The 16,267-nt window shown below is 69.0% G+C and carries 13 protein-coding genes; 4 read left to right on the top strand and 9 right to left on the bottom strand.

All coding sequences use genetic code 11. The features are described 5' to 3' along the window. The first annotated feature begins 139 nt into the window (after positions 1–139). Both JNUCC0626_RS06920 and JNUCC0626_RS06915 read left to right on the top strand, forming a co-directional pair. Positions 140–1,408 carry a hypothetical protein gene (locus tag JNUCC0626_RS06920; protein WP_394618828.1) on the top strand — a complete coding sequence of 423 codons (1,269 nt, stop codon included), beginning with the start codon at positions 140–142 and terminating at the stop codon, positions 1,406–1,408. A gap of 89 nt (positions 1,409–1,497) precedes the next feature. Continuing rightward, on the top strand, positions 1,498–4,206 hold the full coding sequence (locus JNUCC0626_RS06915; protein WP_394618827.1) for a GH92 family glycosyl hydrolase: 2,709 nt from the start codon (positions 1,498–1,500) through the stop codon (positions 4,204–4,206). Positions 4,207–4,265: 59 nt separating this feature from the next. Here JNUCC0626_RS06915 and JNUCC0626_RS06910 read toward each other — a convergent pair whose 3' ends face one another. After that, positions 4,266–6,431 (bottom strand): M20/M25/M40 family metallo-hydrolase, encoded by a 2,166-nt coding sequence (locus JNUCC0626_RS06910; protein ID WP_394618826.1) that lies wholly within the window; start codon positions 6,429–6,431, stop codon positions 4,266–4,268. An 83-nt stretch (positions 6,432–6,514) separates the two neighbouring features. Continuing rightward, the gene (locus JNUCC0626_RS06905; protein ID WP_394618825.1) at positions 6,515–7,825 is read right to left on the bottom strand and encodes a flavin monoamine oxidase family protein; all 1,311 of its coding nucleotides are present in this window, start codon (positions 7,823–7,825) and stop codon (positions 6,515–6,517) included. 137 nt (positions 7,826–7,962) lie between these two features. Here JNUCC0626_RS06905 and JNUCC0626_RS06900 point away from each other — a divergent pair, with 137 nt between their 5' ends. Then, on the top strand, positions 7,963–8,352 hold the full coding sequence (locus JNUCC0626_RS06900; protein ID WP_394618824.1) for an HPF/RaiA family ribosome-associated protein: 390 nt from the start codon (positions 7,963–7,965) through the stop codon (positions 8,350–8,352). Between the two features lie 46 nt (positions 8,353–8,398). Here the strand turns inward: JNUCC0626_RS06900 and JNUCC0626_RS06895 are convergent, their stop codons facing one another. The 7 genes from JNUCC0626_RS06895 to JNUCC0626_RS06865 all read right to left on the bottom strand — a co-directional run bounded on the left by JNUCC0626_RS06895 (position 8,399) and on the right by JNUCC0626_RS06865 (position 15,104). Next, on the bottom strand, positions 8,399–9,079 hold the full coding sequence (locus JNUCC0626_RS06895) for an SAM-dependent methyltransferase (RefSeq protein WP_394618823.1): 681 nt from the start codon (positions 9,077–9,079) through the stop codon (positions 8,399–8,401). 130 nt (positions 9,080–9,209) lie between these two features. Further along, the gene (locus JNUCC0626_RS06890; protein ID WP_394618822.1) at positions 9,210–10,424 is read right to left on the bottom strand and encodes a putative PEP-binding protein; all 1,215 of its coding nucleotides are present in this window, start codon (positions 10,422–10,424) and stop codon (positions 9,210–9,212) included. A 136-nt stretch (positions 10,425–10,560) separates the two neighbouring features. After that, positions 10,561–12,378: an FAD/NAD(P)-binding protein gene (locus JNUCC0626_RS06885; RefSeq protein ID WP_394618821.1), complete on the bottom strand. Its 1,818-nt coding sequence runs from the start codon at positions 12,376–12,378 to the stop codon at positions 10,561–10,563. Between the two features lie 252 nt (positions 12,379–12,630). Beyond that, positions 12,631–13,695 carry a cobalamin-independent methionine synthase II family protein gene (locus JNUCC0626_RS06880; RefSeq protein WP_394618820.1) on the bottom strand — a complete coding sequence of 355 codons (1,065 nt, stop codon included), beginning with the start codon at positions 13,693–13,695 and terminating at the stop codon, positions 12,631–12,633. A gap of 129 nt (positions 13,696–13,824) precedes the next feature. Further along, on the bottom strand, positions 13,825–14,346 hold the full coding sequence (locus JNUCC0626_RS06875) for a DUF6239 family natural product biosynthesis protein (RefSeq protein ID WP_394618819.1): 522 nt from the start codon (positions 14,344–14,346) through the stop codon (positions 13,825–13,827). A 1-nt stretch (position 14,347) separates the two neighbouring features. Next, complete coding sequence (locus JNUCC0626_RS06870) at positions 14,348–14,902, bottom strand: hypothetical protein (RefSeq protein WP_394618818.1); 555 nt, start codon at positions 14,900–14,902, stop codon at positions 14,348–14,350. Between the two features lie 40 nt (positions 14,903–14,942). After that, positions 14,943–15,104: a hypothetical protein gene (locus JNUCC0626_RS06865; protein ID WP_394618817.1), complete on the bottom strand. Its 162-nt coding sequence runs from the start codon at positions 15,102–15,104 to the stop codon at positions 14,943–14,945. 7 nt (positions 15,105–15,111) lie between these two features. On the opposite strand from JNUCC0626_RS06865, the gene JNUCC0626_RS06860 reads away from it, so the two are divergent. Further along, a complete protein-coding gene (locus tag JNUCC0626_RS06860) occupies positions 15,112–16,257 on the top strand; it encodes an acyl-CoA dehydrogenase family protein (protein WP_394618816.1) in 1,146 nt (381 codons plus the stop codon). Positions 16,258–16,267: the final 10 nt, after the last annotated feature.

Here is a 16,267-nt window from a genome sequence, read left to right as displayed (position 1 = left end):
TCAGTGTCACGGCGGCGATCACGGTCGCCAAGCCCCTTGTGAGATTGTCCGTGCCACGCATTCGGCGGTACCGGATCACCTTCGCGGCGGCCGAACGGCTCCCTGTCGGCGGAGCCCGGCCGCTAGTAGCGTCCCGGGTATGAGACGACTGCTCACCGTCGCGTTGTCGTTCCTCCTCGTGTCCACCGCCCAGCCCGCCGTTGCCTCCGGTGGCGGTGGGGACAAGCCGTTGCCCGGCTACACGATCGTCAATCCGCCGCTGGCCCCGGCGCAGGTCGGTGGCAAGCCGACCCGCGTGATCCAGGGCATCGCCAGCCACGCGGGCTACGTCATCGAGGTGCCGCCGCGCTGGAACGGCCGGTTGGCGTTGTGGGCGCACGGCTATCGCGGCGAGGGCAAGGTCCTCACCGTGGACGCGCCTCCGTACGGACTCAGGCAACGCTGGCTCGACGAGGGCTACGCGTGGGCGGCGTCGTCCTACTACAGCAACAGCTACGACGTCCGGGCCGGCGTCACGACGACTCGCGAGCTCGCGTCCCTGTTCGGGCAGAAGGTGCAGCGGCCCAAGAAGGTCTTCCTGGCCGGTGTCTCCATGGGCGGGCACGTCATCGCCCGGTCGCTGGAGCAGTATCCGGGGTTCTACGCGGGCGCGTTGCCGATGTGCGGCGTGCTGGGCGACCACGAGCTGTTCGACTACTTCCTGAGCTACCAGCTCACCGCGCAGGCGTTGACCGGGATCCGCGCCTACCCGTTGCCGCCGGACTACGCGACCGTCGTGGTGCCGCGCATCCGGCAGGCGCTCGCGGGCAACACCCAGTTCCCCGCCGTCGTCGCGGAACTGTCCGGTGGCGCGCGACCTGGCACGGACGCGGCGTTCGCCTACTGGCAGGACTTCCTGTTCGGCCTCGTCGCGACCCCGACCGGCGACACCCTGGCGAGCAACCCGTTGCAGCTGGCCACGAACCTGACCACCCGCTACGGGCCGAACCAGCCGGTGAACCTCAACGCCTCCGTGCAGCGGGTCCGGCCGGCGAACCCGATCGCGCGCCTCACCCCGGCGTTGACCGAGATCCCCGCCGTCCAGGGCAGGCCGAGCGCTCCCGTCGTGTCGTTGCACGGGCTGGGCGACCTGTTCGTGCCGTTCTCGATGGAGCAGGACTACCGCGACGACGCGGCCCGCAACGGTCGCTCCGGTCTGGTGGTGCAGCGGGCGATCAGGACGATCGACCACTGCGAGTTCTCCCCCGCCGAGGTCCAGACGGCGTGGGGCGACCTGACCGCCTGGGTCGACCGAGGCAAGCGACCGGCCGGTGACGACGTCCGCCGCACCGGCGACCCGCGCTTCGGCTGCCGCTTCTCCGACCGGACCGCCACCGGTGGCACCCGGTCGTTCTTCCCCACCTGCTAGGGAACTCCCGAGTGCTGCGGGCACGAACCTCGTGCCCGTCCGGGCGATGACAACGTTGTCTGAAGCCCGTGTCCGAGAGAGGAAGGTCCATGTTCGGCTCCCTGCACCGACGTGCCAGACGCTCACTCCCCCTGATGGTCGCCGGTCTGCTCACCGCAGGCCTCTTCACCGCCACTCCCGCCCTCGCCGCCCCGATCCCGCTGACCCAGCACGTGAACCCGTTCATCGGCACCGACAACTCCAACTCGCCCAACCCCGTCCCGGGCGGCGCGGGCGGCAGCACCTACCCCGGCGCCGTCGTGCCGTTCGGCATGGTGCAGCTCAGCCCGGACACCCCGACCGCCTCGCCGTCCGGCTACCGCTACAGCGACACCAAGATCGAGGAGTTCAGCCTCACCCACTTCAACGGCGCGGGCTGCCCCAACAACGAGGACCTCGGCATCCTCCCGATCACCACCGGCTTCCCCACCTCTCCCGGCACGAACTGGACCTCCTACGCCGGCAACTACACGAAGGCGAACGAGTCGGCCGCGCCCGGCTACTACAAGAACCGCCTCGACAACTACGGCACCGGCGTCGAGTTGACCGCCACCAAGCGCACCGGGTTCATGAAGCTCACCTACCCGGCGACCACCACCGCACGGGTGCTGGTCAACAGCAGCCGCAGCGCGACCGGCAACCGCTCGGGGTCGATCGCGATCAACGGCAGCCAGCTCACCGGCACGTTCACCGGCGGCGGCTTCTGCGGCTCGTCCAAGACCTACCAGCTCTTCTACGCCATCCAGTTCGACCGCGCGCCGACGGGTTTCGGCACGTGGCTGGGCGGGACGGTGAACGCCGGGTCCGCGAGCACCAGCGGCGTGAACTCCGGCGGCTACGTCACGTTCGACACGTCGTCGAACCCCGTGGTGCAGCTGAAGATCGGCGTCTCGTTCGTCAGCGTGGCGGGCGCGCAGGCCAACCTCGCGGCCGAGAACTCCGGGTTCGACTTCGCCGGCGTGCGGACCGCTGCCGACGGCGCGTGGAACGACGTGCTGAACAAGGCGCAGGTGTCGGGAGGGTCGGCGGCGGACCTGCAGAAGTTCTACACGGCGCTGTACCACGTGTTCCAGAACCCGAACATCGCCAGCGACGTCAACGGCCAGTACCGCGGCTTCGACCAGACCATCCGCACGGCGTCGCACACCGTCTACCAGAACTACTCGGGTTGGGACATCTACCGCTCGTGGGCGTCGCTGATCGCGTTGCTCGCACCAGCGGAATCCAGTGACATAGCCAAGTCGATGGTGCTGGACGGGCAACAGGGCGGGTTGCTGCCGAAGTGGTCGCACAACAGCAACGAGCACTTCGTGATGACCGGCGACCCCGGTCCGATCGTCGTGTCGAGCCTCTACGCGTTCGGCGTGCGCGGCTTCGACACCGCCGCCGCGCTGGCGTTGATGGACAAGAGTTCCAACGGCGGCACCACCCAGGGCCAGCCGACGCGCGGCCGTCAGGCGGGCTACCTCAGCCGGCACTACGTCACCGAGGACCCGTCGGACTCGCTGGAGTACTCGGCGTCCGACTTCGCCATCGCCCAGTTCGCGCGGGCCGTCGGCGACACGGCGAAGTACAACACCTACATGACGCGTGCCCAGTGGTGGCAGAACGTCTACAACCCCGAGTCGGGCTACGTGCAGAAGCGCAACGCCGACGGCTCGTGGGCCTGGCCGGTCACGCCGGCGAGCCCGTCCGGCTACACCGAGGGCAACGCGTCGCAGTACACCTGGATGGTGCCCTACAACTTCAGCAGCCTGATCAACCTGATGGGCGGGCCGAAGACCGCGATCCAGCGGCTGGACCACCACTTCACGCAGCTCAACGGTGGCCTGAGCCTGCCGTACTTCTACATCGGCAACGAACCCGAGCACGGCGTGCCGTGGGCGTACCACTACGCGGCCTACCCTCAGGGCACGAGCGCGGCGGTGCGGCGCGTGATGACCGAGTCGTTCACGACGGCGGCCGGTGGCCTGCCCGGCAACGACGACCTGGGCGCCACCTCCGCGTGGTACGTCTGGGCGGCGCTCGGCATGTACCCGCCGACTCCGGGTTCGGACGTGCTCGCGCTGCACGGCCCGCTGTTCCCGTCGGTGACGATCACCAGGCCTTCCGCGGTGCTGCAGATCAACGCCTCCGGAGCCGGCGCGCAGTACGTGCAGTCGTTCAACCGCAACGGGGTCGCGTCCTCCCGGTCCTGGCTGCGGTACGGCGACATCGCGGGCAACACGACGCTGAACTACGCGATGGGCTCGTCGCCCAGCTCGTGGGGAACCGCCGCCACGGACGTGCCGCCCTCGTTCAACGACGGCTTCACTCCCCCGCCGCCGGCTCCCGCGCTGGGCACGAACCTGGCGCAGGGCAAGCCCGCCACGGCGTCCGCGGCCTGCAACTCGGCCGAGGAGGCGGCGAAGGCGTTCGACGGCAGCCTGTCCGGCAAGTGGTGCTCGCTGGCGTCCGGCACGAAGTTCCTGCAGGTCGACCTCGGGTCGACGCAGAACGTCGGGTCGTTCGTGCTGAAGCACGCGGGCCTCGGCGGTGAGACCACCGGGTTCAACACGGGTGCGTACAACATCCAGACGTCCGTAGACGGAACCAACTGGACGAACGCCGTGACCGCGTCCTCGGTGCGGGCGAGCCGGTCGTACCACCCGATCACGCAACGGCAGGCGCGGTACGTGAAGCTCAACGTGACCACGCCGACGAACAACGGCAACACGGCCGCGCGGATCTACGAGTTCGAGGTCTACGCCGGCTCGTAGCAGGTCTCGGGCGGCGTACCAGGACGTGCTGTCCTGGTACGCCGCGCCGAGTTCGTGACTCAGCGGCCTGCGGGGAACAGGTACTTCTCTTCCGGTTCCGTGGTCGAGTGGGCCCAGGCCTGGAAGAACCCGCTGAGGTCTTTCCCTGCTGTGCGCTGGGCCAGTTCCTCGAACTGCGGCCAGGTGGCGTTGCCGTAGCGGTGGTCCTGCATCCAGGTGCGGAGCAGGGTGAAGAAGTTGTCGTCACCCATCGCCTTGCGCAACGCGTGCATCATCATGGACCCCTTGGAGTACAGCGCGGGATCCAGCTCCTTGCCCGGTCCGGGGTCGTACAGCCGGGTCGCCCAGAACTCCGGCTTCCCGTGGCTCTCCTCGTACATCGCCGGGTAGAAGCCCTTGTCGAGGTCGGCGCCGTTGTGCTCGTCCCAGAGCTGGTTCGCGTACTGCGCGACGCACTCCTTGATGCAGGCGTTGCGCCAGTCCGCGATCGAGACGCTGTTGCCGAACCACTGGTGGGTGAACTCGTGCGCCATGTTCGCGTCGAACATCATGCCGTTGAACGTCGGCCGGCTCTGCGTCTCGATCGCCGGGTGCCCGGTCTTGGCACGCACGACGATCGCGCCCGTGCTGGAGAACGGGTACGGCCCGTACAGCTCGCTGAAGAACGTCAGCATCGGGTCGAGGAGTTCCTCGGACTCCGGCAGGACGGTCACGCCGGAGCCGTACCCGAAGTAGGCGGGCACGCCGGCCGCGGTGCGTTCGTGGATGGTGAACCTGTCCACCGCGACGGTCGCCAGCGTGGTCTCCATCGGCTTGTCCTCGTGCCAGCGGAACGTGCTGTGTCCGTCGGCCTTGGTCGTCTCGCCGGGTACACCGTTGCCCATCACGCTCCACCCGTCCGGCACGGTCGCCGTCAGCGCGAACGTGGCCTTGTCACCGGGATGGTCGTTGGCCGGGAACCAGCTCGTCGCCGAGTGCGGTTCGCCGTAGGCGGCGAAACCGCCTCCCTCGATCGGATGCCACCCCGCGCCCGCGGGCTTCCCCTGATAGCGAATCCGGGTGACGAACTTCTGTCCCTTGCGCACTATGTCCTGCGGGGTCAGCACCAGCTCGTGCTCGTCCTCCCGCCGGGTGACTACGGGCTTTCCCTCCACTGTGGACTCGACGACGTCGAAGCCCAGCAGGTCGAGGTGGAACAGCGAGAGGTCCTGGGTGGCGGTCGCGGTGATCGTCGCGTCACCGGTGAGAAGATCGGGCTTCGCCGGGTCGTACCGCAGCTTCACGTCGTAGTGCTCGACGTCGTACCCCGCGTTCCCGTCCTTCGGGAAGTAGGGATCACCCACGCCCGACATGTCCTGCGCCGGGAGATTCTTCAACTGCCACAAGGCGTTGATCATCGCGTTCGTGCTCAGCGTCTGCACGGCCGGATCGATGTTGGCGAGGTTGTCGCACGCCTTGTGGTAGCAGGCGTCGAGCCCGGTCGCGAAGCCTCCGACCGGCACCCCCTTCTGCTGGAAGGGCCAGTTGTCGGAACCCTCGCCGCCGCCGACCTCGAAGGTCTGCTTGCCGTGCTCGCCCAGGTACGTCCGAAACGCCTCCGTCGCCTCGGCGCTGCCCGCGTCGAGGTTGAAGTACTGGTCCTCGTCACGGGTCGCGGCCATGTCGAAGTTGAGGTAGACGTCGATCTTCGCCAGATCCGCGGCGGACGAGCCGTCGACGTAGTGCCTGGACCCGTTGAGCCCGGTCTCCTCCGCACCCCACCACGCGAACCGCACGTGCCTGCCGGTCTGCGGGCGCTCTTTCGCGACCGTGAGCGCGGTGGCCAGCACACCGGCGGATCCCGAGGCGTTGTCGTTCATCCCCGGCCCGTCCGGCACGCTGTCGAGATGGGCGCCGAGCATCACCACGTGGTTCTCGTCCCCGCCCGGCCAGTCCGCCACGAGGTTGTACCCCGGCGCACCGTCCTGCTCGAACGAGTCCACCCGCGTCACGAACCCCGCTGTGTCCAGTGTGGACTTCACGTGGTCGAGTGACGCCTTGAACCCCGGCGTGCCGTGCGCCCTGTTCCCGCCGTGCTGATCGGCGATCGACTGGAACTTCTGCAGGTGAGGAAGTACGTCCTCGTAGGTGACCACCGGACCGTCAGCCGCGGCACCGGAACCGGCCACCGCCACCAACGCCGCGGCCGTCGCCACGACGCTCGTCAACGCGATAGGAAGTCGCATGTGACGCGACGCTAGGACGCGAATGTCGGGAAATTGTCAGGTCGCCGTCCGCAAACCATGACGACGAGGTGAGCCCGCGCGGTTCAGCGGGACAGCACCGCGATGATCTCCTTCGCGACGCGCTCGCCGGACGCGATCGCGCCCTCCAGGTAACCGGGATGGTCGTCGGCGGTCTCCGTGCCCGCCCAGTGCAGGTCGCCGACCGGCGAGTGCGCCATCGGCACGATTCCCCCGGTGGTGCCCGGCAGCGGCAACGCGAGGTAACCGCCGCCGACGTGCTCGTCGCGGTGCCACGCCTTCTCGTGCCACCCCACCGGATCCGCGATGCCGGCCCCCAGGAGCGGGATCAACGGGTCGAGCAACGCCTTCCTGCGCGCGTCCGGTGCGAGGTCGTCGAGCGCCCGGGCCTCGGGACCGGAGACGAGCGTGCACAGGTGACCGGGCCCGTCCGGCGGCGAGGAGTCGAACACCGCTCGGCCCGGCGAGTCGAGCACCACGAACTCACCTCGCCGGCGTTCGCGCCAGAACGGCGAGTCGTAGACCGCGATCGCCTTGTGGACCGATCCCATGCAGGTGTTGTCCTGCAACGAGATCCGTTCGGGAGGAAGCGACGGCGAGTGTTCGATCCGGGCGGCGACGGGTGGCGGCACGGTGATCACGACCTTCGCCGCGGTGAAGGTGCCGGCGGTCGTGGTCACGGTGACACCGCCATCCCCGCGGGAGATCGCGGTGACGCGGTGGCCGGTGCGGACCCGGTCCCCGAGGTCGGCCGCCAGGCGGTCGGTGAGCGTGCCGATTCCTTCCACCAGCAGGGATTCCTGCGCGCCGCCCTTGGTCGACAGGATCGTCGGCAGGCCGCCCTGGCGCCGGATCATCTCGACCATCGCGTGCACCGAGTACTGGTCGAGGTCCGCCGTCCACGAGATCCCCGCGACGACCTCGAGCAGGCGGCGCGTGGTGGCGCCGGGCAGGTGCCGCAGCCATTCGGCGACGGTCGTGGTGTTCCAGTGGCCGTGGGTACCGGTCAGGCTCAGCGCGCCCAACCCTGCCAGGGCGAGCACCGCGGGAAGCACCGACGTCAGCCGCACCGGGCGGCCGTGCTCGATCATCGTCGGCAACAGCCCCGTGTGCATCGGGTATTGGGTGGCACCGAGCTCGGCGGCGAGGGCGATGATCCGGTGGTGGTCGTGGCCGATCCACTGGCCACCGAGGTCGAGTCGCGACCCGAGGGCGGTCGTCTCGGCCATCGCCCGGCCTCCGACGCGGTCCGCGGCCTCCAGCACGAGCACGTCGACGCCCGCGCGACGCAGGTCACGCGCGGCGATCAGCCCGGACATCCCGGCGCCGACCACGATCACGCCGGACACGGCCGTGGGTCCGTCTGCTGTGGTCATGCATCCCACCCTACCCTATTACGAAACAGATCCTTTTCGTTTCTGTCCGGACCCCCGCGATGATCACTGCCTTGTTTGAACCGGCCGCTCCAGTGGTATCGATCAGGACCATTTCTGTCCCGTTCCGGAGGGTGCTCATGCAGATCCAGGTCAACACCGACCACAACATCCACGGTGGCGAACGGCTGGCCACCTATGTGACCACCGACCTGGAGAACGGCCTGTCCCGATTCAGCGGCTGGCTGACCCGCGTGGAGGTGCACCTCAGCGAGGACGGGGGCAGCAAGCCGGAGGACAAGAAGTGCGTCATCGAGGCACGGCCGGGAGGCAAGCAGCCGGTCGCGGTCACCCACCACGCGACCACTGTGGACGACGCCTACGCCGGAGCGGCGCACAAGCTGGGACGGGTGCTGGACTCCCGGTACTCCCGCGCCCACGACCACAAGGGCAGTGACAGCATCCGCCACATGCCCGCACCGGAAGACCCGGACCAGGTCGCCACGCTGGAGGACGAACCCCGGGGCTAGTCAGGTCGCCACGACGTCGAGTGCGCGGTCAGCAGCCCCGCTCGGCTCACGCCGGAGGTGTGCGCCGCAGCAGGAGAACGACGAACCCGAGGAAACCGCGGTAGCCGCCCAGCCAGTCGGTGCGGTGGTCCGCCGCCATCCGAGCGGCGAGGTCGCTGGACGGGTGTTCGGGATTGTCGAGCGCCCACTGGGCGAGCGTGCCGGTCCAGCACCACTCGTACTCGTCCCACTCCGCCAAGGTGCTGACGTACCCGTAGACCGGTGTCCATCCGTCGGCGACGACCTGGGCCACGGTGGTCGGGAGATCCGCGAACTTCTGCGGACCGATCTCCTGCTGCGCCCGGACCTCAGGAGTGGGCTCGTGCTCCCAGAAGCAGTCGCCGAGCAGGAGCATCCCGTCTTCGGTCAGATGCTCCCGGGCGGCGTTCAGCGTGGGGAGCAGCCCGCCGTACGCGTAGGCGGCTCCCACGCTGAGCACCAGGTCGGCCTTCCTGGACGACTGGTACTTCGTGACGTCCTCGCGGCGCAGTTCGAGCCGATCTGCCAGACCTCGCCGGGCGGCCTCGGCGAGGACGGCGTCGAAGCCCTCGCCGGAGATGTCGACGCCTACAGCTGTTGCGCCGCTGTGCTTCTGCAGCGCGCGGAGCAACCAGGTGCCGTCGCCGCAGCCCAGATCGAGCAGGTGGTCGTGCTGCCCGCGGATGGCCCGGTGGAGGAGGTGTTCCACCGTGCTGTCGCTCAGTGGAGCCGAAATCGGATGGTCTGCGTGCGCGAGAGCGCTGAGTTCACGTCGTTCCACCAGGGCTGTCTAGCAGAATCCTGATCTTGTGTCGCAAGACTTTCGCGCTGCCTCGGGGTCAGGCCGGGAGTTGCACCGGCCCGGCGGACTGCCGGAGTTCGGCGTTGCACATCATGAGTCGCCGGGCCGGGAGATGACGCAGGTAGTGGTCCACGTCGGCACCGAGGGCGAACACGTGCACCGGCACCTTCGAGGCGCGGCCCGACTCGACGATCTCGCGCAGCGCCGCGAGCACGGCCGGGTGGCGGGTCTGGTAGGTGTCCGCGACGCGGTGGTTGCCGCGGTCGGCCGCCAGGTAGAACTGGATGAGGTCCTTGGTGCCCACGAACAGTTCGCTGGCACCGGCGGCGCAGAAGCCGGCGGCGGAGTGCACTGCGGCCGGGGTCTCCACGAACACCCCGAGCGGGGTGTCGGTGGTCAGGCCCAGGTGCAGGCGCAGGCGGAGGAACTCGGTGCTGTCGTTGATGAACGGCACGGCGAAGCTCAGGCGGTCGGCGGCCGTGCCGAAGTGGTCGGCCACGTGGGCGCGCAACGCTCGGAACGCCGCCGGGTAGTGGCGTTCGGCCAGCAGCCAGCGGGCTCCGTGCAGGCCCATCTCGGGGTTGGGCTCCGCGTCCACCTGGCTTCGCGCGGTCATGCGAGCGGCGTCGTCGGAGCGGAGGTCGAGCAGTCTCATGACCAGTCGTTGGTGTGGCAGGAGTTCCTTCACCATCGAGTGCAGTTCCGCGGCTACGGCGCGGCCGTAGCGTTCGGCTTCGCGGGGGCCGGCGCGCAGGGCGTCCACCGGGCTCAGGCCCGCACTGAGGCACAGGAACTCCTCGCGGATGAAGTAGCTTTCGACGTGCGGGGTGAGGTCGTTGGTCGAACGGATGTCCGATGCGTCGGCGATGACCACGCAGATCGACTCGACGTCGTTCAGGCCGGAAGCCGGGGGGCCCGCCTGCTGCGGGACGTGGACCGTGTCGCCGTGGACGATCACGCCGCGGTCGAGGCTGATGGTGACGTCGCCGGTGAGCGCGTCCAGGTCGTGCGGGTCGACGCGCAGGACGGGAATGCCGCGGGAGCGGCAGAGCGACTGCATGTGGCCGGTCCGGCCGCCGCGTGCGCAGATCACCGCCGCAGAGGCCAGGATGGCGTCGTAGAGGTTCGGGCCGAGCTCAGCGGTCAGCAGAACGGCGCCGTGAACGGGCTTTCCGGTTCGGTTGCAGGTGCCGCGGACGGTTTTCAGCGGTCCGCCGACCAGTACGTCCGCGCGTGTTTCGTGAAGGTTCACAGGCTTCCTTCCACCCATCCCAGCCGGTGTGCCGCGGCGCGGTGACAGCGCGTTGACGGCACGGTCCAGATCAATTCGAGGATGGCAGTCGCCAAACCGGGCCTGCATCTTCCGGAATGCCCGGTGCCCGCACACGTCAGCCCGCAGGCGTGGCCGGTTCGTCCAGTCGCAGCAAGGAACGGAGTTCCCTCGGTGTCACCGACAGGTCGTTGAGCTTCGTGGTGGCCGCCGTGTTCACCGCGAACCGGAGGGTGGCCGTCGTGGGTCGGTTGTCTCCCAGGGCTTCTCGCGCGTCCGCCAGGCTGTCGTCGAGGTGGTGCGCCAGTTCCTCGCGGTCGTGCCGGCGTCGTGCGGCCATCCTGCGAGCTTCGAGCGAGACCGCGCAGGCGAACGCCGGTGTGGCCGGATCTGCTGTCACGTCAACGATCTGGTCGTCGTCGTAGCAGGACTCGAGCCGCCGCACGACGTCCGCGGCGACGCCGACCGAGTGGTTCTTGATGGCGGCCAGGTTGAACGCGAACGCGCCGATGCGGCCGTACCGCACGATCTCGTCGCCCTCCCGGGGACCGCCGACCACGGAGATCGGGCCGGACGGCAGACCGGACGGGCCGAGCAGGACACCGGTCTCGTCCACCTCCACCCCGCGCCCGGTGCGCCCGTGCCGCACGGCGAGGCCGTTCTCGAGCAGGTTCGTCCAGAGCGCCGACCCGGCTCGCTCGTAGTCCGGCTCCCGGCCGAAGTTCGAGATCACGAGATCCGCCTCGACGGTCCGCGCGGTGTCCGGTGTGGACACCGTCAGCGCCAGCGTGCCGTTCCCGGTGGCGTCGATGCGGGTCACCGTCCCGGTGGCGAGGCTGATCTGCCCGTCCTCGGTCATCGCCGCGTCGACCACCTCGGTCGTGTACGCCACCGCGCTCACCCGCAGAGTGGCCAGCACGCTGCCGTAGCCGTCGAGGAGCATGCGCAGATCGGCTGTCGGCACGCAGTGCAGGAGCGGGGGCAGATGGGGTTCCCACGACTTGGCGACCCGTTCGGTCACCACCACCGGTGCCACGTCGGGGTGCTTCTCGGCGACGAGGGCGCAGGCCTGGTCCCATTCCTCCTTCACCCGCCGGACGAGATCACCGGGGCCCTCGTAGTCCCCGCTCAACCTCGGCGGCGGCAGGTCGAGGACCTGGTGGCGGTGATCCGGCGGATAGGTGCGGATCGTCAGGCCGGACCGCGAGATCATGTGGATCTTCCCGGTGTGGCCCCGGCGCAGCAGCAGGGCCGCCGAGTCGTACCCGGTGAGCAGCGAGCCGATGATCGCGACGACGGCGTCCGGCCGCACCCCCTGCACGCTCTCGACTCCCGCGGCGGAGTACGGCTGCCGGACGAACGACGGGTGGTCGAGCACCTCGGCCGCGAACGGATGTGCCCGCTGCTCCAGCCCTGTCGCCACGATCAGGTGGTCGGCCCGGAGGCGCACAAGGGACGCGTCGGGTGTCGTGGAATCCCTTGGCAGAGCGGAGTTCTCCACGACGACGTGCACGTCACCGGCGTCGACCACCACCTCGACCGCCTCGCCGTCGACCTCGGCCAGCGTCACGCCCGCCGACGCCTCGCGGGCGGCTTCGGCGAGGCGGTCGGCGAGGTAGTCGGCGTAGATCCGGCGCGGCGCGGGCCCGGACTCGGTGAACGTGACGTCCCGCCACTGCGCGGGCCAGCCGGTGCGGTCCGCGTCGGTGTTGGCCCACGCCACGAAGTCGTCGACGTCCTCGCGGAACATCGACATCCGCCCGGCCTGGATGTTGAAGACGTGGTGCCAGGGGTTGCCCGCCGGGTGGTAGGCAACCCCCGCGTTGCGGTGTTCCGGGGTGCGCTCGACCAGCACGACCTGCAGTGGTTCCCGGGCGAAACGCAGGAGCCGCACGGCGGTGGCGGTGCCACCGAGTCCCGCTCCGACGATGACCACTCGCCGAGATCTGTCGGAGAATCGCACCCTGGTCGTCACTCCTGTTCGTTCGACCGGGCGTCGCCTGGTCGTGCTGGTGGTGTGGCTCGGAACGTTGCCGGGGGAATGCGCGGTCAGACGGGTGCATCGTGGTGCCGCCCCCACGTCCTCGTACTGGTGGTACGGGGGCGTGGGGGCGGTGCCGCGAGGCGCCCTGCCGAGTGCCGATTACCTCGCCGACGTTCCGAGACGCACCACTAGGTCGATCACGGTTCAGACGCCGAGCGCTTCCCTCGCCAGGGCGGTGCCCCGCACCCGAGCGGCGATCTTGGCGAACGCGGTGTCGCGCGAGGTCGAGGTGTCGTCGGCGAACGGCGAGAACCCGCAGTCGTCGCAGGTGCCCAGGCGGTCGGCGGGCAGGAAGCGGGCCGCCTCCAGCACGCGGTCGCGGACCACCTCCGGCGTCTCGACCTGCGGGTCGATGGGGTCGATCACGCCGACGAACAGCCGCGCGTCGGCCGGGGCGTGCTCGCTGATGATCCGCAGGACCCGTTCGCGGTCGGGCTCGCTGGCCAGCTGGAGGTAGAAGCGGCCCGCGTGCAACGCGAAGAGGTCGGGCAGCAGTTCGGCGTAGTCGATGTCGAGGCTGTGGGTCGAGTCCTGGTCACCACCGGGGCAGGTGTGCACGCCGATGCGGGCGCGTTCCTCGTCGGTGAACCGGTCGAGGACCTGGTTGTTGAGCTCCACGAAACTGCGCAGCAGGCCTCGGCTCGGGTCGAGTTTGAGCGACAACCGGCCCTCGGTGAAGTCCAGTTGGACGGAGTCGGCACCAGCGTCGAGACAACGCCGGATGTCGGCCTCGCTCTGGTCGACGAGGTCGGCGATGAACTCCTCGCGCGAATAGCCGGCGATCCCGTCGGCCGGGTAGAGCAGGCTCAGCGCGGACGGGGCGATCACCGCCTGTTTGACCGGCAGATCCGTGTGCTGCGAAACCCCGCGGAAGTACGTCTCGGCGAACGACGCATAGCGGAAAGGACCGCCGGTAAGGCGTGGGAGTTGGCGGGTGTGCCCATCGGCGAACGGAATGACCGCACCGTCACCGGCCAATGCCGTGGCGCCGTCGAGGGGGTAGGTCGCGAAACTCGACTTCGCCTGTTCGCCGTCGGTGACGACAGGAGATCCGGTGGCCTCGAAACGCTGCACGGTGTCGGCGATCGCCTGCTGCGTCAGGGCGTCGACCTCGGCCCGGCTCACCTGGCCGGAAGCGAACCCGGACAATCCCCTGACGAGTTCGGGGGAACGGGGAATGCTGCCGATCGGCTCGGTTGGAATAAGCAAGACCACCCCTATGTGCACAGTACGGGACAGACCGGAAATTTCGCCGAAAAGCTAGCAGTGCGGGCATGGAGGAACATCGGCGTACAAATGCATGCCACCCATGTGGTGGATCAAACTGCCGGTTGCCCGCTACAGCGAGCCACCTGCCGCCACCGACGCCGTGAACGCCGTGACCGCCAGCGCGAGAGTTCCCGCCGCCCCCCGCAACACGACGCGGCCGGCGCGTGTTCTCGGCACGCAGAACGTCAGCCACGACACCGCGGTCAACGCCGCGATGAAGCCACCGGGCTGGTCGACGGGAGCGCGGAGCACCGCCGTCACGAACGCCGCGGCCACCAGCCACGGCGCCACGAGCACGACCCGGGCGATCAGGTGCGGTGCCCGCCACCAGAGCACGAACGGGACGATGCCCGCGGCGAGCAGCGCCACGATCGCCTGCGGTGGCAACGCGAACGAGGGGAAGAGCAGCATCGCCACGACGAACGTCGTGATCGACGCCCCGGTCACCAGCAGCGCGTCACTCCGGCGCGGCGGCGGCGTCACGATCCGCATGAGCGCGAACCCCGCCACCGCCGGCACCGACAGGTAGCCGATCAGGTAGAGCAGCACCGGCCCGAACAGCACCGGCACCGTCGAGCCGTGGTCGTGCACGTCAGGCCGCCGCTCCGACCGCGCAGGTGCAGCGCATCTCGGCCCGGTCCTGCGGCGAGGGCCTCATGTGGAAGTACATGGCGACCACCATCGGCACGAACACGACGAAGTTGTAGAACAGGTGCAGCTCCACGCGCGGCAACACCAGCTGCAGAATGCTGACCGGCACCGGGCCACCGAGCAGGTTTCGTCCGGTCAACGCCTGAACCAGCAGCAGGAAATGCTCGATGTGATGCCAGAACTGGATCCACAGAGCGATTTTCCACCATTTCTTCGCGCGGCCCGTGAATCCTGGAGCCAGTACGAAGAACCCGATCAGCATGATGATCGCGTAGCCGTAGTGCATCCATTCGGACGTCACCAGCCACGGAATCCACAGGCCGAGCACACCGCCGGCCTGCGGGCGCGGCCAGCCCAGCACGAACACCTGAATGGCCTGCACGATGTGCTCGGCCCAGTGCGCGAGCACCACGAATGCGAAGAGGTTGAGCGCGACGCGGTGCCATCGGTCGTTGAGTGAGCCGGGCGCCGACCGCGCCCCGGCATGAGTCGTCATGTGCCGGCTCCGTCCAGGGAGGTGAACAGCCTGGCGGACGTTACTGGGCGTGCTGCCGGGTCGCTTCTTCCAGATTGCGCAGGTTGCGCGAACAATTCTGCAATTCCAGAGAAGCGTTCTGCCGCCACTCGCTGTCAGGATCGTGCAGCGGGACTTTCCACACACACTTTTCGGAGGACAGGTTGAACTCCCAGTCGAGCACGGAATTCGTGCAGAACGCCTCGAAACTCGTTCCGCTGTTGCAGTCGCACGCGCTGTGGCACGAGGACAACCGCCGCCTCCACGACGACGTGGTGGACGCTCTGACCGAGGCCGGGCTCTACCGGATGCGCGTGCCCACCCGGTACGGCGGTCTGGAGACCGACGCCACCACGACGTTCGAGGCGATCAGCCAGCTCGGCCTCGGCGACGGGTCGGCGGCCTGGAACGTCGCGGTGAACGCGGTGAGCTGCTGGCTCGCCGGTCTCTTCCCGGACGCCGTGCAGGACGAGGTCTTCGCCGACCCCGACTCGCGGGTGTGCTCGGTGCTCAGCCCGACGGCGATGGCCACCCCGCGCGACGGCGGCGTGGTGATCAAGGGCGGCTGGCAGTTCGTCAGCAACGCGTTGCACAGCAAGTGGCAGGTCGTGCTCGCGATGGGGCCCACGCCCGACGGCAGCAGCCTCTGGCCGTTGATGGCCGTCGTGCCCATGTCGGACCTCGGCATCGTGGACGACTGGCACCCGTACGGCCTGCGCGGCACCGGCAGCGTCACGACCGTCGCGGAGGACGTGTTCGTCCCGGCGGAACGCGTGCTGCCGCTGATCATGGTGCTGCAGGGCCAGTACGCCTCGCAGGCCAACGCCGGCGCGCCGATGTTCCGCGCGCCGCTGATGGTGACGGGCTCGGCGACGTTCACCGGCGCGGCGATCGGCCTCGCCAACGCCGCCAGGGAGAACTTCTTCGACCGCCTGCCCAACCGCAAGATCACCTACACGAAGTACGAGAGCCAGCGCGAGGCCCCGATCACGCACCTGCAGGTCGCCGAGGCCGCCATGAAGATCGACGAGGCGACCTTTCAGGCCACCCGGCTCGCCGAGCACATCGACGCGCGGCAGGCCGACGAGCCGTGGTCGATCCACGAACGCGCCCGCGCACGGGTGGCGCTCGGCCGCGTGTTCGACCTGTCGAAGCAGGCGGTGGAGGTGCTGGCGACCGCGAGCGGCGGTTCCTCGCTCTACAACACCGTGCCCATCCAGCGGATCCTGCGCGACGTCCAGGCACTCAACATGCACGCCCTCATGCACCCCAACACCAACTACGAGCTGTACGGGCGAGTGCTCTGCGGCCTCGAACCGAACACCGACTACCTCTGATCGAACGGGA

The sequence above is a fragment of the Lentzea sp. JNUCC 0626 genome, assembly GCF_043632865.1.
Classification (GTDB): domain Bacteria; phylum Actinomycetota; class Actinomycetes; order Mycobacteriales; family Pseudonocardiaceae; genus Lentzea.
Note: the sequence above shows the minus strand (reverse complement) of the source record. Positions and strands in the feature narration are given on the sequence as shown.

Excerpts from the sequence above, each read along its gene's own strand:
- JNUCC0626_RS06920 (WP_394618828.1), top strand. The coding sequence starts at position 140 with ATGAGACGACTGCTCACCGTCGCGTTGTCGTTCCTCCTCGTGTCCACC.
- JNUCC0626_RS06915 (WP_394618827.1), top strand. The coding sequence starts at position 1,498 with ATGTTCGGCTCCCTGCACCGACGTGCCAGACGCTCACTCCCCCTGATG.
- JNUCC0626_RS06910 (WP_394618826.1), bottom strand. The coding sequence starts at position 6,431 with ATGCGACTTCCTATCGCGTTGACGAGCGTCGTGGCGACGGCCGCGGCG.
- JNUCC0626_RS06905 (WP_394618825.1), bottom strand. The coding sequence starts at position 7,825 with ATGACCACAGCAGACGGACCCACGGCCGTGTCCGGCGTGATCGTGGTC.
- JNUCC0626_RS06900 (WP_394618824.1), top strand. The coding sequence starts at position 7,963 with ATGCAGATCCAGGTCAACACCGACCACAACATCCACGGTGGCGAACGG.
- JNUCC0626_RS06870 (WP_394618818.1), bottom strand. The coding sequence starts at position 14,902 with ATGACGACTCATGCCGGGGCGCGGTCGGCGCCCGGCTCACTCAACGAC.